Origin of the sequence: Mesorhizobium sp. C416B (assembly GCF_030323165.1) — a bacterium.
GTDB lineage: Bacteria > Pseudomonadota > Alphaproteobacteria > Rhizobiales > Rhizobiaceae > Mesorhizobium.
This window is the reverse complement of the sequence record NZ_CP100471.1, coordinates 285746-306871: the sequence shown is the minus strand read 5'-3', so window position 1 is coordinate 306871 and position 21126 is coordinate 285746. Positions and strand designations below refer to the sequence as shown.

The window sequence follows — 21126 nt, the reverse complement described above, 5'->3', positions numbered from 1 at the left end:
GCGGCGCCCTTCGTGTATCGGAACTCGGCATCGCGCCAGCGGCGGCGCCCGCGCGAGGGCGGCCTGCCCAGGCTGCCACACGCAACAATGACGAGGTCCAGATGACGGCAAAGCCCCTCTATCGACGTGTCCTGCTGAAAGCGTCGGGCGAAGCGTTGATGGGCGAGCAGCATTTCGGCATCGATGTCTCGGTGGTCGACCGAATCGCCGCCGACATCGCCGAAGCCCGCGCACTTGGTATCGAGGTCGGCGTCGTCATTGGCGGCGGCAATATCTTTCGCGGCGTGGCGGTGGCATCCAAGGGCGGCGACCGTGTCACCGGCGACCACATGGGCATGCTGGCCACCGTCATCAACTCGCTGGCGCTGCGCACCTCGCTGAACAAGATCGGCGTCGACGCCGTCGTGCTGTCGGCCATAGCCATGCCCGAACTTTGCGAGAGTTTTTCCCAGCGCCAGGCCACCGCCTATATGAACCAGGGCAAGGTCGTCATTTTCGCCGGCGGCACCGGCAATCCGTTCTTCACCACCGATTCGGCCGCGGCCTTGCGCGCCGCCGAGATCGGCGCCGACGCGCTGTTCAAGGGCACCCAGGTCGACGGCGTCTATTCGGCCGATCCCAAGAAGGATCCGAATGCGACCCGCTTCGAGCGCATCAGCCATGCCGAAGTCATCAACAAGGGCCTTTCGATCATGGATACCGCCGCAATTGCACTTGCGCGCGAAAACAACATCCCGATAATCGTCTATTCGATCCACGAAAAAGGTGGTTTCGGCGATATTCTGCGGGGCGGCGGCCGTTGCACGATCGTCGCCGACGAATAATCCGGAGTATACTCTCCTAAAAAGGGATCAGTTTTCGAAAGAGGGTCCGGATATAGGCCCTAAGCAGTGAACCCGGATCAAACGGGTCGAGGAGACTAAGATGAGTGGTGAGTTCGACGACCTCAAGCGGCGCATGGATGGCGCGATCGCCGCCTTCAAGCACGATCTGGCTTCGCTGCGCACCGGCCGTGCCTCCAGCAATCTGCTCGACGCCATCCAGGTCCAGGCCTACGGCACCACCATGCCCATCAACCAGGTGGCCAACGTGTCGGTGCCGGAGCCGCGCATGATTTCGGTTTCGGTCTGGGACAAGTCGATGGTCGGCGCGGTCGACCGTGCCATCAGAGAATCCAATCTCGGCTTCAATCCGATCGTCGACGGCACCAATCTCAGAATTCCGCTGCCCGAGCTCAACGAGCAGCGCCGCAAGGAACTGGTCAAGATTTCGCATGGCTACGCCGAGAACGCCCGCGTTGCGGTGCGCCATGTCCGTCGCGACGGCATGGACTTCTTGAAGAAGGCGGAAAAGGACGGCGACATCAGCGAGGACGATCAGCGCAAGCGCTCCGATCAGGTCCAGAAGCTGACCGACGAGACGATCAGCACCATCGATCACCTGCTTTCCGATAAGGAAGCTGAAATCATGCAGGTTTAGGGTCGGCCCACACCGGCCCGAAAGCGAGACCATGGCAACGCCCGCGCATGTCGCGATCATCATGGATGGAAACGGACGCTGGGCCAAGGCGCGCGGCATGCCGCGGCTTGCCGGCCATCGCGCTGGCGTCGAGGCGCTGCGCAAGACGGTGCGCGCCGCGCCCGGTCTCGGCATTTCCTTCCTGACCGTCTACGCCTTTTCGTCGGAAAACTGGTCGCGGCCCAAGGCCGAAGTCAGCGACCTGATGGGGCTTTTGAAGCTGTTCATCCGCCGCGATCTGGCCGAACTGCACCAGAACGGTGTGCGCGTCAGGATCATCGGTGACAGGGCGGGGCTGCAGCCGGACATCAGGGGCGTGCTCGAAGAGGCCGAATCGCTGACTGCCCGCAATGAATCGCTGACCTTGGTCATCGCCTTCAACTATGGCGGGCGCGACGAGATCGTGCGCACGGCACGCAAGCTCGCAGCCGCAGTGGCGCGCGGCGAGATCGACGCAGAGGCGATCACGGCAGACACTTTTGCCGCCGCCCTCGACACCGCAGGCATTCCCGATCCGGAGCTGGTCATCCGCACCAGTGGCGAGCTTCGGCTGTCGAACTTCCTTCTGTGGCAGGCAGCCTACAGCGAACTGGTTTTTCTGCCTTGCTACTGGCCTGACTTCAGCCGCGAACACCTGGCCGACGCATTGCGCGATTTTGCTGGCCGCGAGCGCCGTTTTGGCGGGCTTGCCGCTCAAGATGTCGCTGCCTCGTGATCGGCGGCGGGATGAACAATCTTCAGCTTCGCATCGTCTCGGCGCTGGTGCTGGCCGCAATAACGCTTGGCCTGACCTGGTTGGGAGGGCTGTGGTTCCGCCTGCTTTGCGCCGGGATATCGGCGGTCATCTTCTATGAATGGGCGCGCATGTCGCGCCCCTTGGCCGGTGCGACCCTCGGCTTCATTCCCGAAGCGCTGCTTCTGGTTTTCGTCGTCGCCCTGGTTGCAGGCGTGCCGGCATCGTGGCTTCTGTCTCTTGTCCTGGCCATGGTTGTGATCGCTGCTGTCGGCGCCCGTATGCATGGAGCGGCGCAATGGGATGCAGGCGGTCTTGCCTACGCGGCTTTGTCCGGCTTATCGCTGGCGCTGCTGCGCGGCGGCGACCATCCCGGCCTGGTCGCAATCCTGTTTCTGTTCGCCGTGGTCTGGGCGACCGACATCTTCGCCTATTTCGTCGGCCGCTCCGTCGGTGGGCCCAAGCTCGCGCCATCTATATCCCCCGGCAAGACGCAGAGCGGCGCGCTTGGCGGCGCTGTCGGCGGCGTGGCCGCCGGCGTGCTTCTGGCTGCCGCCGCCGGGGCCGGCAATCTTGGCGTCCTCGCCTTGGTTGCGCTGGTGCTGTCGATTGTTGCCCAGGCTGGCGATCTCTTCGAATCCTGGGTCAAGCGCCGCCACGGCCGCAAGGATTCAAGCGCGTTGATACCCGGGCATGGCGGTGTCATGGACAGGGTGGACGGGCTTGTCGCGGCGGCTTTTGCCCTATACGTGATCGGCTGGATTTCGGCGGGCGCCCATCATCCGGCGCAGGGGCTGTTTCCGGCTTGAGTGATATTTCACGGCGAAGAAATGGCGCACGCCACGGATTCGCCTGGATTGATGTCACAGTCGCGGCGACACCTTTTGCCGCAGGTGAATTTGAGGGCATGAGTTGAACGAAATTCTTCACGCGTTTTTCAGCACGGAAGGCTTTGTCCTCGGCACGCTGGTGCCGTTTCTGTTCGTGCTGACCGTGGTCGTCTTCATTCACGAAATGGGCCATTACCTGGTCGGCCGCTGGTGCGGCATTGGCGTGAAGGCCTTTTCGATCGGCTTCGGCCCCGAACTTCTCGGCTTCAACGACAGCCACGGCACGCGCTGGAAGCTCTGCGCCATACCGCTCGGCGGTTATGTCAAATTCGTCGGCGACATGAGCGCCACGTCGAGCCAGCCGAGTTCGGAAGATCTGGAAACGCTGACTGACGCTGAACGCAAGGTCGCCTTCCACACGCAAGCCATCTGGAAACGCGCCGCCACGGTGGTGGCCGGACCGCTGTTCAACTTCCTTTTGACCATTGCCGTCTTTGCCGTGCTGTTTTCCCTCTATGGCCGCCCTGTGTTTGAGCCGATGGTGGCGGCGGTCACCGCCGGCAGTCCAGCCGCAAGGGCCGGCATTTTGCCAGGCGACCGATTCGTCGCCGTCGACAGCAGCAAGGTTGAGACCTTCGCCGACGTCCAGCGCCTAGTTTCGGGCCGCGGCGGCGACGCCATCACCTTCACCATGTTGCGCGACGGCAAGGAGGTCACGGTCGTCGCGACGCCGGAGCCGATGGAGCAGTTGGACGCACTGGGCAACAAGGTCAAGGTGGCCGTCATCGGCGTCGTCAACAACAAGGATGTCGGCCAGCCCAGGCTGATCACCTACAGCCCTGTCGGAGCAGTCGGCGCCGCGGTCGAGGAGACGGGGCACGTCATTCAGCGCACCGGCCAGTTCCTGCAGCGATTCGTTGTCGGCCGCGAAGACAAATGCCAGCTGGGCGGCCCGATCAAGATCGCCAAGATGTCGGGGCAGGCGGCAAAGCTGGGCTTCCTATGGCTGGTGCAACTCGTCGCCGGCCTGTCGGTCGGGATCGGAATTCTGAACCTTTTGCCGATTCCCCCCCTCGACGGCGGCCATCTCCTGTTCTACGCACTCGAAGCCGTTTTCCGGCGTCCGGTATCGGAGCGGATGATGGAAATGGGATACCGGGCCGGCCTCTTTCTGGTGCTGGGATTTATGGGCTTCGTCTTCTGGAACGATCTGTTTGGGTGCTGAAATCATGAAGAAATTTGGCTTCAGCACCGGCAATGTTGAGACGCCGTTTACCATGCACGGGGGTATGCGTGACGCGAAAGCCACGCATCAGGGTTAAGTAATTACAAATTAACCAGAAGCCTTGCGTGTAGGGAAAATCCGGTTAATACGGTAGGAGAAATTACCGCACGTCCGGTTTTCTCGCCGTGGGGACTTCGAGAAAAGGTACAAAAGCCCGATGAAGGCAGCATCCAAATTTTTGAGCGCCGCGTCCGCGGTGGCTATGTCCGCCGCTCTGGTTGTACCAGGTGCGCTCGCCGTGCAGTTCGTTGCCACATCTGCGGCGCAGGCAGCCGTTGTCTCGAGAGTCGAGGTCAGCGGCAACCAGCGTGTCGACGCCGACACCATCCGCAACTACATCACGATCAAGCCGGGCAAGGCGTTTTCCAGCGCCGATATCGACGATGCGGTCAAGGCGCTGTTCGGCACCGGGCTGTTCTCGGACGTGCAGATCAATCAGGTCGGTTCGACGCTGGTAGTCAAGGTTACCGAATACCAGGTCGTCAACCAGGTTCTGTTCCAGGGCAACAAGAAGCTCAAGGACAACGCGCTGGCAGTCGCCGTGCAGTTGAAGCCGCGCGGGACGTTTTCGCAGGCAACGCTGGACTCCGATGTCGAGGCGGTGAAGGCTGCCTACAGGCGAATTGGCCGCGATGACGCCGCTGTCACGACGCAGATCATGGATCTCGGCGACAACCGCGTGAACGTGGTCTTCAACATCAACGAAGGCGGCCGCACCAAGATCGCCGCTGTCAATTTCGTCGGCAACAGCGCCTATTCGAGCCGCCGCCTGTCTGACGTCATCGCCACCAAGCGCTCGAGCTTCCTGTCCTTCGTGCTGCGTGACGACGTCTATGACGAGGACAAGCTCCGCGCCGACCAGGAATCGCTGCGCCGCTTCTATTACAATCACGGCTATGCCGACTTCCAGGTGGTCTCAGCTGTCGGCGAGCTCGACGACACGACCAACCAGTACACCGTTACCATCACCGTCCAGGAAGGCGACCGCTATACGTTCGGCGACGTCAGCGTCGAGAGCACCATTCCCGAAGTCGACTCGAAGGCGCTGGAATCGGTGGTTCAGACCCACAAGGGCGACGTCTACAACGCCAAGGATGTCGAGGACACCATCATCGCGCTGACCGAAAAGGTCGCGGGTTCGGGCTATGCCTTCGCCCAGGTGACGCCGCGCGGCGATCGCAACTTCGAGAACCACACCATTTCGGTCGTCTATACGATCGACCAGGGCACCAAGGCCTATATCGAGCGCATCGAAATCCGCGGCAACGACCGCACACGCGACTATGTCATTCGTCGTGAATTCGATGTTAGCGAAGGCGACGCCTTCAACCAGGTCTTGATCCAGCGCGCGAAGAAGCGGCTGGAACGGCTGGATTATTTTGAGAAAGTCGACGTTTCCACCGTGCCGGGCTCGGAACCTGATCAGGTCGTGCTCGTGGTTGACGTGGTTGAGAAATCGACCGGCGAGTTCTCTGTCGGCGCAGGTTATTCGACCGGTGGCGACACTGCCGGTCCGTCCGTCGAAGGTTCGGTCGCGGAGCGCAACTTCCTCGGTCGTGGCCAGTACATCAAGGTTTCGGCGGGTGGCGGCAAGAATTCGCGCGACTACAGCCTGTCCTTCACCGAACCCTATTTCCTCGGGCGCCGTATCGCTGCCGGCTTCGACATCTTCCAGCAGACCCGGAATTACAGCAAATACGACAGCGAGACCCTGGGCGCGACAGTTCGGTTCGGTCTGCCGATCACCGACAACATCTCGACCCAGTTGGCGTACAATATCGCCCAGGAGAAATACAAGCTCGACGACGGTTGCGATGACACGCCTCACGATGGGATTCCTGACGCCGACTGCAAGATATCTCCGGCGATCGTCCAGGGAATTGACGAAAGCCCGTGGATCAAGTCGTCGGTCAGCCTTGGGCTGGTCTACAACACCATCGACGACATGAAGAGCCCGCATGAAGGCATCTACGCCACCACCACCGTGGAAGTGGCCGGCCTTGGTGGTGATGCCAAATTCGTCAAGGTTACCGGTCGTGGCACCGTCTACCAGACGCTGTCCGAACAGCTGGATCTGGTCGGCCTGATCTCGGGCGGTGCTGGCCATATTGCGGGCTATGGCGATAACGGCTTGCGTATCTTCGATCAGTTCCAGAGCAGCGACCGCATGATCCGCGGCTTCGAGTATGGTGGCATCGGTCCTGCGGATATTGCAACGGGTGACCACCTTGGCGGCACCACCTATTTCAATGCGTCGGCGGAAGCTCAGTTCCCGATACCGGTCATTCCGGAAAGCTTTGGTGTGCGCGGCGCCGTGTTTGCTGATGCCGCCACACTGTATGGCAGCAAGATTAACGTCGCCGGGGTTACTCAAGCTTCAACTGATCTAGAGTTGCGCGCTTCGGTTGGTGTCGGCTTGTTGTGGTCATCGCCTTTCGGCCCGATCCGCATTGACTACGCGATGCCCGTCAAGAAGGAAAAGACCGACGACGTGCAGGAATTCAACTTCGGCATGTCGAGCCGCTTCTGATCTTGCGGTAACGATGCTTCCGGGCCGTTGGGGTCCGGAAGAGAATTGATCCGACCTAGCTGGATATTGCTTCTGGAATGACCGATCCGGTGTTCTTCGCGCCATCACGCCGGTATACGGCCGGCGAAGTCGCGAATCTGACCGGCGCATCGCTCGTCGATTCCGATCTTGCCCACATATCGATCGATGCGTTGGCGCCAGCCAATGAAGGCGGCGAGGGTGCGCTCGTCTTCGTCGACGGCAAGCGCAATTTCGCGCTGATGCAGTCGCTGAAGGCGGCGGCCGTGTTTTGTCCCGCCGAGTTCGCGGGCAAGGCGCCGGCCGGCATCGCGGTTCTGGTTCATCCGCGCCCGCAGCAGGCCTTCGCCATGATCGGCCGGCTGCTGTTCCCGACGGCGGCTACGCCGGGACCGATGACCAGCGAAACCGGGGTCTCGCCGCAAGCTCATGTCGATGCCTCGGCGCATATCGAGGCCGGGGCGATCATCGAGGCCGGAGCGGTCATCGGCCCCCGCGCTTCCATCGGCAGCGGAACGGTCATTGCCCCCCACGCCGTTATCGGCCCCTCCTGCCAGATCGGCCGTGACGGCTACATTGGGCCGGGTGTCAGTGTTCAGTATGCGCTGATCGGCAACCGCGTCATCATTCATGGCGGCGCCAGGATAGGCCAGGACGGCTTCGGCTTTGTCGGCGGCGCCAAAGGCCCTGAGCGTGTGCCGCAGGTCGGCCGCGTCATCATCCAGGACGATGTCGAAATCGGCTCGAACACGACCGTCGATCGCGGCGCCATGTCGGATACGGTCATCGGTCAGGGCACCAAGATCGACAATCTGGTGCAGATCGCCCATAACGTTCGCATCGGCCGCAATTGCATTATTGCCGGGCTCTCTGGTATTTCCGGCTCCGTCACCGTCGGTGATGGTGTCACCATGGGCGGCGGCGTTGGCCTTGCCGATCATTTGACCATCGGATCAGGGGCCAAGCTTGCTGCAAGAAGCGGGTTCATGAGCAACGTGCCGGCGGGCGAGATCTGGGGAGGCTATCCGGCGCAGCCGATGGCGGAAGCCATGCGCGAGATCGCCATGCTGAGGAAGCTCGCCAGGACGCGCAAGCAGGGCGAAGGGGGAAGTAGCTGAGATGGTGCCGGCGACGCTCGAAGCGGTCGATATATTGGGGTTGATGAAGCTTTTACCGCATCGCTATCCCTTCCTGATGATCGACCGCATCATCGAAATCGACGGCAATGATTCTGCCATCGGCATCAAGAACGTGACCATCAATGAGCCGCATTTTCAGGGCCATTTCCCGGATCAGCCGGTGATGCCGGGCGTGCTCATCGTCGAGGCCATGGCGCAGACGGCCGGCGCGATCTGCATCCGTAACCTCAACACGGAAAAGCCGTCGCTGGTCTATTTCCTGACCATCGATAATGCGAAATTCCGCAAACCGGTCGTCCCGGGCGACCAGTTGAAAATCCACGTCAAGAAAATCAAGATGCGCGGCAACCTGCTCAAATTCGCCTGCGAGGCCATGGTGGAGGGCACAAAGGCCGCCGAAGCCGAGATCTCGGCAATGATGGTTACCGGCTGACGGTTCGAAATGCTCATGAAAATACAGACTTCAATCCACCCCTCGGCCGTCATCGAGGCCGGCGCGCAGGTCGGCGAAGGCGCCGCAATAGGACCTTTCTGCTATGTCGGCGCTGACGCCGTGATCGGTGACCGCGTCGAACTGGTCAGCCATGTCTCGGTGCTGGGCGCGACAACCATTGGCGCCGCGACCAAGGTCTATCCAATGGCGACACTGGGCGGACCGCCGCAGAACACCAAGCACAAGGGCGGCCGCACCACTTTGGTCATCGGCCAGCACTGCACGATCCGCGAAGGCGTGACCATGCATCTCGGCACCGATTCCAGCCGCGGTGAGACGACCGTCGGCGACAACGGCAATTTCCTTGCCTATGCCCACATTGCCCATGATTGCGTCGTCGGTAAAAACGCCACCTTCGCCAATGGCGCGACCCTGGGCGGCCATTGCGAGGTCGGTGACAGCGTTTATATTGGCGGCCTCAGCGCCGTTCATCAGTTCGTGCGTATTGGTGACAACGCCTTTCTCGGCGGCTGCTCGGCTTTTGTCGGCGATGTCATTCCCTACGCCATTGCGGTGGGCAATCGCGCCAGCCTGCGTGGACTCAACATCATCGGCCTGAAGCGCGCCGGGTTGCCGCGCGCCGAAATCTACCTGCTGCGCAAGGCTTACAAGACCATCTTCGACCGCTCCCGCACTGTCGGCGAGAACATCGAATTCGCCAAGGCCGAGTTTGCGTCGTCGCCGACGGCCATGAAAATCATCGATTTCATCACCAGTCGCGGCAAGCGGCATTTTGCCGTCCCGTCGCTTAAGGGTGGCGACGGCGACGATGCCGATGACGAAGGCTGAGGCCACTTCAACGGGCCTCGATCTTGCGCCGGACGCCAGGGTCGGCATCATTGCCGGCGGCGGTAGCTTGCCGGTCGAAGTTGCCGCCGGCCTGGCGGAGGCCGGACATCCGCCCGTCATCATCCTGGTCGAAGGTCAGGCCGACCGTCAGTCCGACCTCACAATCTATGAGCATGAAAGCCTTGCGCTGGAAGACATCGGCTCGCTGGTTGCGTTGCTGAGGCGCCGGCGAATCACCCATCTTGTGCTTGCCGGCGAGATCAGGCGCAGGCCGCGGTTGGTCGACATGCGTCCGAACCTTGGGCTACTGGCACTTATACCCTCGCTCGCCATGGCGCTTGCCCGCGGCGATGACGGGCTGTTGAAGATATTGACCCGCGGCCTGGAGGCACGGGGCGTCAAGGTTGTCGGTGCGCATGAAGTCGTGCCCCGGCTCGTCGCGGCCGAAGGGCCGCTGACCAAAGCAGCGCCGCGAAAGTCCGACTGGCGCGATATCGAGGCGGCACACGCGGCGGCAAAGGCCATCGGCGCGCTCGACATTGGTCAGGCGGCAATTGCCATCGGTGGCCGCACTGTTGCCCTGGAAGGCGTCGAGGGCACCCACGGACTGCTCGAGCGGACGCAGCAGTTGCGCGGCCATGGCAGGCTGGCCGGCAAGACGCGCGGTGTCCTGGTCAAATGCGCCAAGCCTGGCCAGGAATTGCGTGCCGATCTGCCATCTATTGGCCCCCGGACCGTCGAGGCGGCGCATGCCGCGGGGCTGGCCGGCATTGCCGTCGAAGCCGGCCGTTCGCTCATCCTCGAAGGCCCCGCCGTTGTCGCGCGCGCCAATGCGCTCGGCCTGTTCGTGTTCGGCCTGCCGGCTGCGGAGTCTGTCCATGGCAGCTGAGAAGCCGCTGAAGATTGCCATCGTCGCCGGCGAAGAATCCGGCGACCTGCTGGGCGCCGACATCGTGCAGGCGCTGAAGCGCATGACCGGGCGCGAGGTGCAACTCGTCGGCACTGGCGGGCGGCATCTGCAGGCGCTCGGACTGGCGCCGCTGTTCGACGGCGCCGAGATCGCGCTGATGGGGCTCAGCGCCATCCTCCGTGACTTGCCGCGCCTGATGCGGCGGATCAGCCAGACGGCAAGTGCTGTTGCCGCCGAAAAACCCGACTGTCTGATCACCATCGACAGCCCCGATTTCTCGCTGCGCGTCGCCAAAAAGATCCGCGCCGCCGATCCGTCGATCCCGATCGTCCATTATGTCTGCCCGAGCGTCTGGGCGTGGCGGCCGGGTAGGGCGGCCGCGATGAAGCCGTATGTCGACCACATACTGTGCATCCTGCCTTTCGAGGTAAAGGAGCTCAGCCGTCTCGGCGGCCCGCCCGGCACTTACGTCGGACATCGCCTCACGCATGATCCAGGCGTGCTGGGCGCGGCCAGGGCGCAAGCCCAGCCACGCGATCTCTCGGCCGATCACGTCAAGACGCTGCTCGTCCTGCCAGGGTCGCGGCGCGGCGAGGTGAGCCGGCTTATCGGTCCGTTCGGCGAGACGGTGTCGGCGCTGCGCGCGCGTGGCCACCGGCTGCGGCTGTTGCTGCCGACGGTGCCGCATGTCGCCGAACTGGTCAAAACATCGGTGGCGCGCTGGGATCAGGAGCCGGAAGTCATCCTCGATCCCGAGCGCAAGTGGCAGGCCTTCGGCAAGGCCGATGCGGCGCTGATCGCGTCAGGAACGGTGTCGCTGGAACTGGCGTTGTCGGGTGTACCGATGATCTCTTGCTACAAGTTCGATCCGATCATGCTGATGGCGCAGAGCCTGATCACGGTGTGGAGCGCTGCTTTGCCCAACCTTATTGCCGACCGGCCGGTCGTGCCGGAAAGCTACAACCAGTATGTGCGGCCGCACTATCTGGCGCGGCAGCTCGAGGCACTGTTTTCAGACACCGCCTACCGCGCCTGGCAAAAGGACGGCTTTGGCGAGGTTGCCAGACGCATGGCCACCGACAGGCCCTCCGGCGACATCGCCGCCGATGTCGTTCTTCGCCACATCGGGAGAGCGAATAGGCCGTAGTGAATAGTGAATAGTGAATAGTGAATAGTGAATAGGATTAACGCGCTCTCGCCTATAATCAAGCTGCTACTTACTACCTGCTATTCACTACTTACCATTCACCATTCACTCTCTTTCACCTTTTCGCAATCGGCACGTAGTCGCGTTCCGGCGCGCCGGTGTAGAGCTGGCGCGGACGGCCGATCTTCTGGTGGGGATCCTCGATCATTTCCTTCCACTGCGCGATCCAGCCGACGGTGCGGGCGACCGCGAACAGTACGGTGAACATGGTGGTGGGGAAGCCCAGCGCCTTCAGCGTGATGCCGGAATAGAAATCGACGTTCGGATAGAGCTTCTTCTCGATGAAGTAGGAATCGGTCAGCGCGATCTTTTCCAGCTCCATGGCGATGTCGAGCAGCGGATCGTCCTTGATGCCGAGTTCGCCCAGCACCTCATGCGCCGTCTTCTGCATGATTTTCGCGCGAGGATCGTAGTTCTTATAGACGCGATGGCCGAAGCCCATCAGCCGGAACGGATCGTTCTTGTCCTTGGCGCGGGCGATGAATTCCGGGATGTGGTCGACGTGGCCGATCTCGCCCAGCATGTTGAGCGCCGCTTCGTTGGCGCCGCCATGCGCCGGGCCCCACAGGCAGGCGATGCCGGCGGCGATACAGGCGAACGGATTGGCGCCCGACGAGCCGGCAAGCCGCACGGTCGAGGTCGAGGCGTTCTGTTCGTGGTCGGCGTGCAGGATGAAGATGCGCTCCATGGCGCGCGCCAGCACCGGATTGATCTTGTATTCCTCGCACGGCACCGCAAAGCACATGTGCAGGAAGTTGGCGGCGAAGTTCAGCTCGTTCTTCGGGTAAATGAAGGGCTGGCCGATATGGTATTTGTAGGCCATGGCCGCAATCGTCGGCATCTTGGCGATCAGCCGCATCGAGGCGACCATGCGCTGGTATGGGTCCGAAATGTCGGTGGAGTCGTGATAGAAGGCCGACAGCGCGCCGACCACACCGCACATCACAGCCATCGGATGCGCGTCGCGGCGAAAGCCGGTGAAGAAGCGCGACATCTGCTCGTGCACCATGGTGTGGCGCGTTACCCGGTAGTCGAAATCGTCCTTCTGCGCCTTGGTCGGCAGTTCGCCGTAGAGCAGGAGGTAGCAGACTTCGAGGAAGTCGCCATGCTCGGCCAGCTGGTCGATGGGGTAGCCGCGGTGAAGCAGGATGCCGGCATCCCCGTCGATGAAGGTTATCGCCGACTCGCAGCTCGCCGTCGAGGTGAAGCCGGGATCGTAGGTGAAGGCGCCGGTGGTGTTGTAGAGCGCACCGATGTCGATGACGTCGGGCCCGACCGAGCCGCTTCGCACCTTGAATTCATGCGTCTTGCCGGCCAGTTCGAGCGTGGCAGTCGACGGGTGCGTCGTCTTGCTGCCGGTTTCCAGTCTTGTCGCAGCTTCGCTCATTCTCAAACTCCTTCATGTTCCTCATGCCGGCAAGGCAATTCCTGCAAACGACACGTCGAAATCACCGGAATGCGCGAACTCGCCACCGCATTTTGGGAGGTGCGTGCCAGATTGGGCCAAGGCCTAATGTTGCACTGCGAAACCCGCCTTTCAATGCCAATCTTCTTGGGCCAGTTCGCTCCTAATCGATTTGATCCGCAATCCGCGCCAGGCTTTCCTCGCGGCCAAGCACGGCGAGCACGTCGAACACGCCGGGCGAGGTGCTGCGGCCGGTAAGGGCCGCCCGGAGCGGTTGGGCCACGGCGCCGAGCTTGTGGCCGCCTGCCGTCGCGAACTCGCGCACCGCGGCTTCAGCCGCGGCAGCCGACCACTCGCCCGAAACAGTCTGCAAAGCGGCATGTGCGCCGCGCAGGATCGCGCGCGCGTCGGCATTGAGCAGTGCTGCCGCCTTCTCGTCGATCGGCAGCGGCCGCTCGACGAACAGGAAGGCCGCGCCATCGGCCAGTTCCACCAGCGTCTTGGCGCGCTCTTTCAGGCCCGGCAAGGCGGCCAGCAGCTGCGCCTTCCTGGCATCGTCGAGACGGGCGGCGATAGCCGGTCCGCCTTCGAGGTATGGCAGAGTGGCGACGAAAATGTCGAACAGCTCGGTATCGGCCATCTTGCGCATATGCGCGCCGTTGATTGACTCGAGCTTGGCGAAGTCGAAGCGCGCCGCACCCTTGTTGACATCGCCGATGTCGAACCACGAAATCATGTCCTTGATCGACATGATCTCGTCGTCGCCATGGCTCCAGCCGAGCCGTGCCAGATAATTGAGCAGCGCCTCGGGCAGATAGCCCATGGCGCGATAAGCCTCGACGCCGAGTGCGCCGTGCCGCTTCGACAGCTTGGCGCCGTCGGCGCCGTGGATCAGCGGGATATGCGACATCGACGGGACGTCCCAGCCCATCGCGTTGTAGATCACCGTCTGGCGCGCGGCGTTGGTCAGATGGTCGTCGCCACGGATGATGTGGGTGACGCCCATGTCATGGTCGTCGACGACGACGGCATGCATGTAGGTCGGATTGCCGTCCGAGCGCAGTATGATGAAATCGTCGAGGTCCTTGTTGGGGAAGCGCACCTCGCCCTGCACACGGTCGTGCACCACGGTTTCGCCCTCGGTCGGCGCCTTGATGCGGATGGCGCCCTTGACGCCGGGAGGCGCCTCCGAGGGGGCACGATCGCGCCACTGGCCGTTGTAGCGAGGCGGCAGGCCCTTGGCGCGTGCGGCCTCGCGCATCGCCTCGAGCTCGGCAGGCGTCTCGTAGCTGTAATAGGCCTTGCCCAGGCGCACCAGCTCCTCGGCCACCTCACGGTGGCGCGGCGCGCGCTCGAACTGCGATATGGCCTCACCGTCCCAGGAAAGGCCGAGCCAGGTCAGCCCATCCAGAATGGCCTGTGTCGCCGCCTCGTTGAAGCGTTCGCGGTCGGTGTCCTCGATGCGCAGCACCATCGTGCCGCCGGTGTGCTTGGCGTACAGCCAGTTGAACAGCGCCGTGCGCGCGCCGCCGATATGCAGATAGCCGGTGGGCGAGGGGGCAAAACGGGTGACGACCGTGTCGGACATGGAACTCTCGGGAAGTTTGGAAAGCGGGGCGTGATCGCGCGGACTTTCGCGCTTTGCGCGTTCATGTAGCATAGGAGGTCTGGGGCGCAAGGGGCAGACCCGATGGCTGGACGAGGCCGGGGCACGTCGGCAATTATCGGTTGCGTCAACGGGCGCCGGAGCCTTGTAGCACAAAATCTGTTCGCACCTCCGCGCAACCTCATTTGGCAGCAGCGTCAATGTCTGGGTTTCATTCGGCTGCAGCGTCCGTCACAGTGCCTGGAACATCGCTGCGACGGTGGTAGCCCCCTCTGACGAGCGGACATTTCTTCACGAATGCGGCACTGCCCGACTACAACGCCGCCGTGACAGCGTTGGCTTGGTCACGCATATTGACCTTTCTGCAATCATTATCGTGAACACCGCAACTTTGTGCAGTCCGGTCTCGCCACTAAGGAAGCATGATTGAAAGAAGGACTACCGATGACCAGAAACGCTGACCATACGGAGGGTGATCCGTTCTACCATGGCACCCGGGCGGATTTGAAACCCGGGGATCTGCTGAGCGTCGGCCACCCTTCCAATTTCAGAGATCAACCACTGTCATGGATATATTTCTCCCAGACACTTGAAGCCGCCATCTGGGGAGCAGAGCTTGCAACGGGTGACGGTCGTCAAAGGATTTACATCGTAAAGCCGACGGGGTTTTTCATGGATGACCCTAACCTGACCGATAAAAAATTTCCCGGTAATCCGACGAAATCCTACCGCTCCCGTGATCCGTTGCTCATCCTGGGTGAACTCGGTGAATGGCAGGGTCATACACCGGAACAATTGAAGGCAATGCACGATGGGCTTGCTCGCCTGAGAGCGGAGGGCCAGGATATGGTTGAGGATTGAGCCTCCTTGCCAGGTGATGGTCGATTCCGGCGCGGTGGACGTGATCACGCGGACTTTCGCGCTTTGCGCGTTCATGTAGCATAGGGGTCTGGGGCGCAAGGGGCAGACCCGATGGCTGGACGTGGCCGGGGCACGAAGGAAGGCGAAGGCGCCGAGGCAAGCGTCAGCGAACGCTCGCTGTTTGCCGATAGTCCCTATGCCGAGCCGCTGCCCCTCGCGCTGCCTGAGCCGCATCCCGGCGTCGCGCCTGCGCTGCCCGGTCACGCGTTGCCGGCGCAAGTCACAGCGCCCGGATCTATCGCCCGTCTGCGCAGACGGCTTCGCCGTCCGTCATGGCCCGCGCTCCGCCGCAGCCTTGCCGTGGCCGCCAACACGGAGCTCGACCGGGGCGTCGCCTTCCTGCTGGTGCCGGTTTTCCTGGCGGCCGGCGTCATCTTTTATTTCTCGCTGGCCGGCGAGCCCGGCTTTGCGCAGCCAATCGCCATTGTGGTGCTGGCGACATGTTGCGCTGTCGCCACGCGATCGCGGCCGAGGACGCATCTGTTCTGCATGGCCGCGATGCTGTGCGCGCTCGGCGTCGTCGCCGCCAAAGTCGAGACCTGGCGCGCCGGAACGCAGATGCTCGGCTCCGAGATCCAGACACGGCTGACCGGCCGCGTCGTCAGTCTCGAACAGATGGAAAGCGGCCGCATCAGGCTGACGCTCGACGTGGTTTCGACCGCTTACCCCGAGCTGCGCTACGCCCCGGAGCGGGTCAGGCTCTCGGCGCGGACCGTTCCCGCCGATATGACCGCCGGCTCCCTGATCACCGGCTATGCCAGGCTGTTGCCGCCGACCGGTCCGGTGCGGCCGGAGAGCTACGATTTCTCCTTCGACAGCTATTTCACCGGTATCGGCGGCAGCGGCTTCTTTCTCGGCAATCCGAAAACCATTGCTACGCAGGGACCGCCGCCGCTGACCGCGCGGCTCTCCTCGGCAATCGAGAACGCGCGCGAAAACATTGCCGACCATATCAGGGGCAAAATCGGCGGCGCCGAAGGCGAGATTGCCGCGGCGTTGATTGTCGGGGTGCGCGCCGGCATCCCGGACGAGGTCAACGAAGCGATGCGGCGCACCGGCATCTACCACATCATCTCCATCTCCGGCCTGCACATGGCGCTGGTTGCCGGCACCATCATGGCGTTGCTGCGTGGCGCCTTTGCGCTGTTTCCCGATTTCTCTTCGCGCCGCCCAGTCAAGAAATATGCAGCAGTGGCAGCACTCGTCTCCATCGCCGCCTATCTCGTCATTTCAGGCATCGTGGTCGCCGCCGAGCGCAGTTTCATCATGCTAGCGGTCATGCTGGTCGCGGTACTCTTCGATCGTGCCGCGCTCACCATGCGCAATCTGGCGATCTCCGCCATCGCCGTCATCCTGGTGTCGCCGCACGAGGTGGTCGGTCCCAGCTTCCAGATGTCGTTTGCCGCCACCGCCGCCCTTGTCGGCGCCTATGCCGGCTGGGCCGATTACCGCGCCGACAAGGTGAGAACGCCGCTGGCAAAGCGCTCCTTCGTCGGCTTCCTGTCGCGAAAATTCGCGCTGGCCATGGGCGGCCTCGCCATGACCTCGATCATCGCCGGCAGTGCAACCTTGCTGTTCGCCATCTGGCATTTTCAGCGTGTGTCGCCGCTCAGCCTGATCGCCAATCTGGCCGTGATGCCGATTGTTTCGTTGATCGTCATGCCCTTTGCCGTGCTCAGCGCACTGGCGATGCCGTTCGGCGCCGACGGGCCGTTCCTCTATGTGATGGGCAAGGGTCTGATGGCGATGATCGCTATATCGGCCTGGATTTCCGAGCGCTCGCCGGTCGACGCCGTCGGGCTGATCTCCATCCGCTCGGTGCTGTTGGTGGCGGTCGCCCTCGTCATCGCCACCATGGCCACCACCTGGCTCAGGCTGGCGGCCGTGCCTTTCGCGCTGGCCGGCCTGTTGACGGTGCCGCAGGTGCTTACGCCCGACGTGCTCATATCCGAGGACGCACATCTGGTGGCCATGCCGATAGGTGGCGGCGAACTCGCCCTCAACCGCGAACGCTCCAACGAATTCACCACGGACAATTGGAAACGGGCGCTGCGGGCCGAAACCATTATCCCGCCCGAGATTTTCGAGGCAACAGATACGCGGTTCGATCTCGATCCGCTCGATCTGCCGCCCGGGTCGCCCTTCTATTGCATGGGCGATCTCTGTATCGCCCGACACCCTTCCGGAGCCATTGTAGCCCTTGCCAAAGACCGCAAGACGGCGCGGCCGGCCTGTGCCTTCGCTAGCCTGATCGTCATCGATGACGCCACGGCCTACAATCCGTGCCGCGACCCGCTGGTGCTGGTCGTGACGAAGAAACAGCTGGCCCGCGACGGCAGCGCCGCCGTCTTCTTCGATCCGCAATCGGCAGCTGCAGCGCCAACCATCCGCTTCGCCGTCGACAAGCCGTATCGCCCCTGGCACGAGCAACGCCGCTTCTCCCGCGAAGCGCGCGGCCTGCCGCCTTACAACCAGCGTGAAAAATACAAACCCAAGCCGGCTCAGTAGCGCCGGATCAATCCGACAAGCTTGCCCTGCACCTTCACCCTGTCCGGTCCAAAAATGCGGGTCTCGTAGGCCGGGTTGGCGGCTTCCAGGGCGATCGAGGCGCCCTTGCGGCGGAAGCGTTTCAGGGTCGCTTCCTCATCGTCGACCAACGCCACCACGATCTCGCCGGGGCTGGCTGTGTCGGCATTGCGGATGATGACCGTGTCGCCATCGAAAATGCCGGCCTCGATCATCGAATCGCCCTTGACCTCGAGCGCGTAGTGTTCACCGCCCATGATCATGTCGGGCGGCACCGAGATCGAATGGGTCTGATGCTGGATGGCGTCGATCGGCACGCCGGCGGCGATGCGTCCCATCACCGGGATTGAAATCGAGGAAACGGCATCGTCATTGCCGGCAGACATCGAACGCGACGGCGAGCCCGGCCTGATCTGGCGGCCGAGACCGCCTTGGCCCATCCCGCCTTGTCCCTGGCCGCCTTGCCCTTGGCCGGCTTGACCAAGACTGCCCTGAATGACGCTCGGCGAAAACTTCCTCGCCGCGTTGAGGCCTGGTGCGATCGAGTCGGGTAGCCGCAGCACTTCCAGCGCGCGCGCCCGGTTCGGCAGCCGGCGAATGAAACCGCGCTCCTCAAGCGCTGTGATCAGTCGGTGGATGCCGGACTTGGAGGCGAGGTCGAGCGCTTCCTTCATCTCGTCGAAGGACGGCGGGATTCCGCTCTCCTTCAGGCGTTCATGGATGAACATCAGAAGCTCATGTTGTTTGCGCGTCAGCATCGCGGCCCCCAAGGGTTCTGAAACCAGAATCAGAAAAAACAAACCCAGAACAAACACTATCTGTTCCAGTTGTGTTCCGCAACCTTTTAAAGTTTAATGAATGTGTTGACGTTTTGTTCAGCGTAACGTTCGGCGCTGCGAGCGCCGCCTGCGCCCAGTTGCCAGCAACGGGGTGAAACGAAGACAAAGTGCCCTGCGTCGTCGGCTACGATCGCCGCTTCCTTTTCGGACGGGGCTGCGCAGCATCCGCGCCGGGTTCGCTCTGGGCATAGACCTGCAGCGTGTAGCCGATGTGAGCGGTCATCAGAGTTTTCGCACGTTCGACGTCGCGATCGAGGGCCGCTTCCATCAGGGCGGTATGGTGTTCGATCGCCACGGCGTCGCGCAGGGCCGCCACGGCCTTCCGGTGTCCATCCGTGCGGCCGGCGGCCGCGCGCAGCGTCGGGGCCAGACCCAGAAAGCGGTGATGGCGATGCAATTGGTCGGAAATCGTCGCATTGAAGCGCAGCAGCCAGCTGGATGTCGCGGCACTGAGCAGCGCCGCATGGAAGGCATCGTGTTTTTCGTACCACGCGTCGACCGCATCATCCGATGGATCGTCGAGAACAGACCCGCACCGTGAGAGACGATAGTGGGCGGCAACGACCGCGTCTTCCCACTCACGGTCGCCCTTCTCGATCGATTCCACCAGCAGGGGCAGTTCGACCACCAGCCGCGCACGCGCCAAATCCTCGAGCTCCGCCCGAGAGACGGGAGCGACCGCAAACCCGCGGTTGCTGATGGCGGTCACAAGCCGTTCCGCCTCCAGCCGCGACAGCGCCTCGCGCAACGGCGTCCAGCCGATGCCGTAGGTGTTGCGCAGCGTGCTCAGCTTCAACGGCGCGGCAGGCGCCAGCCGGGTCGCAAGAATATCGCGCCTGAGCAGGCGATAGGCCGCTTCCGTCTTCGAGGTCTGCTCGTCATCCAGCATCGTGATCCATCAGACATAAACGCTCGGCGGATCATTATATATCAAAGCCTTTCAACGGGTGAATTATATATAATATTTGACAGTTCAAGGGCGACCACTCAAGATCGCCGGCATGTTTGGGCGGCAGGCTCCGCCGCGCGCGTTTGTCCATGGAAGGGCGCCGGATCATGAGCACGACACCCGATCTCGCTACAATCGAAGCAATGGATGCCGCCGATCCGCTGCGCTCCATGCGTGAACGCTTTGTCTTGCCGCAAGGCGTAATTTATCTCGACGGCAATTCGCTGGGTGCCGCGTCACCAGCCGTCTTCAGCGAATTGCAACAGGCCGCCACGCAGGAATGGGCGCAGGACCTCATTCGCGCCTGGAACACGGCTGGCTGGTTCAACATGCCGGTGGAACTGGGAGATCAGCTCGGACGACTGATCGGCGCGGCTGACGGGCAGACGGTGGTCTGCGACACAACCTCGATCAACATCTACAAGCTGCTGCACGCCGCGCTCGGCATGCGGCCGAATCGGTCGGTCATCGTTGCCGAGGGCGACAGTTTCCCGACCGACCTCTACATGGCCGAAGGCGTCGCCTCGACCCGGCCGGGAACGCGGCTGCGGCTGGAGGGCGTCGACGCGGCCGCAATCGAGGACCTGATCGACGACAGCGTTGCCGTCATCCTGGTCAACCACGTCAACTACAAATCCGGCCAGTTGCGCGACATGGCGGCGCTGACGCGCAAGGCACATGACGCCGGCGCGCTGATCATCTGGGATCTCTGCCACACCGCCGGCGCCTTGCCGGTCGAACTCGACCGTGCCAATGCCGATTTCGCTGTCGGCTGCACCTACAAATACCTCAATGGCGGCCCGGGCTCGCCGGCCTTCATCTACGCGGCCGAGCGCCACCATGGTGATATCAGCCAGCCGCTCAGCGGCTGGTGGGGCCATGCGCGGCCCTTTGCCTTCGAGCAGGGCTTTGCCATCGGCAGCGGCATCCGCCGCTTCCTATGCGGAACGCAGCCGGTGCTGTCGATGCGGGCGCTCAAGGGCGCGCTCGATATCTGGAACGACGTCGACATGGCGGCGGTGCGCAGAAAAAGCATCGCGCTGACCGACCTGTTTATCCAGCTCGTCGAAGCCAGATGCGGCGCCTACCGGCTTGAACTGGAAAGTCCTCGCGACGGCAGCCAGCGCGGCAGCCAGGTGTCGTTCCTCCACCCGCATGGCTATCAGGTGATGCGGGCGCTGATCGAGCGCGGCGTGATCGGCGATTTTCGGGCGCCGTCGACCATCCGTTTCGGCTTCACGCCGCTCTATGTCGGTTATGGCGATGTCTGGCAGGCGGTCGAAGCGCTGGAGGATATTTTGCGCACCGGCGCCTGGCAGGACGCCCGCTTCGCGGTGAAGACCGCGGTCACCTGAGGAACTAGAGCAATTTCAGGAAAAGTGTGAAGCGGTTTTCCGTCCGCAATTGCGTCAAATCAAAGAGCTAGAG

Annotated in this window: 18 protein-coding genes; 14 read left to right on the top strand and 4 right to left on the bottom strand. The window is 62.7% G+C overall.

The genetic code is table 11. The features are described 5' to 3' along the window. Nucleotides 1-101 precede the first annotated feature (101 nt). The 11 genes from pyrH (at nt 102) to lpxB (ending at nt 11392) form a co-directional block, all read left to right on the top strand. Nucleotides 102-824, top strand: coding sequence for a UMP kinase (gene pyrH / locus NLY43_RS01560; protein ID WP_023671026.1), 723 nt, complete (start codon nt 102-104; stop codon nt 822-824). 100 nt (nt 825-924) lie between these two features. Continuing rightward, nucleotides 925-1479 carry a ribosome recycling factor gene (frr, locus tag NLY43_RS01555; RefSeq protein ID WP_023671027.1) on the top strand — a complete coding sequence of 185 codons (555 nt, stop codon included), beginning with the start codon at nt 925-927 and terminating at the stop codon, nt 1477-1479. A gap of 31 nt (nt 1480-1510) precedes the next feature. Beyond that, nucleotides 1511-2233, top strand: coding sequence for an isoprenyl transferase (locus tag NLY43_RS01550; protein WP_031199580.1), 723 nt, complete (start codon nt 1511-1513; stop codon nt 2231-2233). Between the two features lie 11 nt (nt 2234-2244). Then, nucleotides 2245-3060, top strand: coding sequence for a phosphatidate cytidylyltransferase (locus NLY43_RS01545; protein WP_023712354.1), 816 nt, complete (start codon nt 2245-2247; stop codon nt 3058-3060). Nucleotides 3061-3163: 103 nt separating this feature from the next. Next, nucleotides 3164-4306: an RIP metalloprotease RseP gene (rseP, locus tag NLY43_RS01540; RefSeq protein WP_023712353.1), complete on the top strand. Its 1143-nt coding sequence runs from the start codon at nt 3164-3166 to the stop codon at nt 4304-4306. 217 nt (nt 4307-4523) lie between these two features. Then, the gene (gene bamA, locus NLY43_RS01535) at nt 4524-6896 is read left to right on the top strand and encodes an outer membrane protein assembly factor BamA (RefSeq protein WP_023696557.1); all 2373 of its coding nucleotides are present in this window, start codon (nt 4524-4526) and stop codon (nt 6894-6896) included. 77 nt (nt 6897-6973) lie between these two features. After that, on the top strand, nt 6974-8032 hold the full coding sequence (lpxD, locus tag NLY43_RS01530; protein ID WP_023688576.1) for a UDP-3-O-(3-hydroxymyristoyl)glucosamine N-acyltransferase: 1059 nt from the start codon (nt 6974-6976) through the stop codon (nt 8030-8032). A 1-nt stretch (nt 8033) separates the two neighbouring features. Beyond that, nucleotides 8034-8486, top strand: a complete 453-nt coding sequence (gene fabZ / locus NLY43_RS01525; protein WP_023684696.1) for a 3-hydroxyacyl-ACP dehydratase FabZ — start codon at nt 8034-8036, stop codon at nt 8484-8486. Nucleotides 8487-8501: 15 nt separating this feature from the next. Then, a complete protein-coding gene (lpxA, locus tag NLY43_RS01520; protein ID WP_023693447.1) occupies nt 8502-9335 on the top strand; it encodes an acyl-ACP--UDP-N-acetylglucosamine O-acyltransferase in 834 nt (277 codons plus the stop codon). After that, nucleotides 9322-10224, top strand: a complete 903-nt coding sequence (locus NLY43_RS01515) for an LpxI family protein (protein ID WP_023684698.1) — start codon at nt 9322-9324, stop codon at nt 10222-10224. Before lpxA ends, NLY43_RS01515 begins: the two co-directional genes overlap by 14 nt. Then, a complete protein-coding gene (lpxB, locus tag NLY43_RS01510) occupies nt 10214-11392 on the top strand; it encodes a lipid-A-disaccharide synthase (protein WP_023684699.1) in 1179 nt (392 codons plus the stop codon). The genes NLY43_RS01515 and lpxB overlap by 11 nt, the downstream gene beginning before the upstream one ends. Before the next feature lie 115 nt (nt 11393-11507). Here lpxB and gltA read toward each other — a convergent pair whose 3' ends face one another. Both gltA and gltX read right to left on the bottom strand, forming a co-directional pair. Further along, a complete protein-coding gene (gene gltA, locus NLY43_RS01505; protein WP_023671037.1) occupies nt 11508-12839 on the bottom strand; it encodes a citrate synthase in 1332 nt (443 codons plus the stop codon). Nucleotides 12840-13020: 181 nt separating this feature from the next. Then, nucleotides 13021-14445, bottom strand: coding sequence for a glutamate--tRNA ligase (gene gltX, locus NLY43_RS01500; protein WP_023671038.1), 1425 nt, complete (start codon nt 14443-14445; stop codon nt 13021-13023). A 462-nt stretch (nt 14446-14907) separates the two neighbouring features. Here gltX and arr point away from each other — a divergent pair, with 462 nt between their 5' ends. Next, on the top strand, nt 14908-15324 hold the full coding sequence (gene arr, locus NLY43_RS01495; protein ID WP_023712352.1) for an NAD(+)--rifampin ADP-ribosyltransferase: 417 nt from the start codon (nt 14908-14910) through the stop codon (nt 15322-15324). Nucleotides 15325-15435: 111 nt separating this feature from the next. Then, complete coding sequence (locus NLY43_RS01490; protein ID WP_023712351.1) at nt 15436-17892, top strand: ComEC/Rec2 family competence protein; 2457 nt, start codon at nt 15436-15438, stop codon at nt 17890-17892. On the opposite strand, the gene lexA is transcribed toward NLY43_RS01490, so the two are convergent. Further along, complete coding sequence (gene lexA / locus NLY43_RS01485; protein WP_023712350.1) at nt 17886-18668, bottom strand: transcriptional repressor LexA; 783 nt, start codon at nt 18666-18668, stop codon at nt 17886-17888. The two genes, NLY43_RS01490 and lexA, sit on opposite strands and share 7 nt — an antisense overlap. Before the next feature lie 205 nt (nt 18669-18873). Further along, complete coding sequence (locus NLY43_RS01480) at nt 18874-19638, bottom strand: GntR family transcriptional regulator (RefSeq protein ID WP_023712349.1); 765 nt, start codon at nt 19636-19638, stop codon at nt 18874-18876. A 167-nt stretch (nt 19639-19805) separates the two neighbouring features. On the opposite strand from NLY43_RS01480, the gene kynU reads away from it, so the two are divergent. Next, nucleotides 19806-21053, top strand: a complete 1248-nt coding sequence (kynU, locus tag NLY43_RS01475) for a kynureninase (RefSeq protein WP_023671043.1) — start codon at nt 19806-19808, stop codon at nt 21051-21053. Nucleotides 21054-21126: the final 73 nt, after the last annotated feature.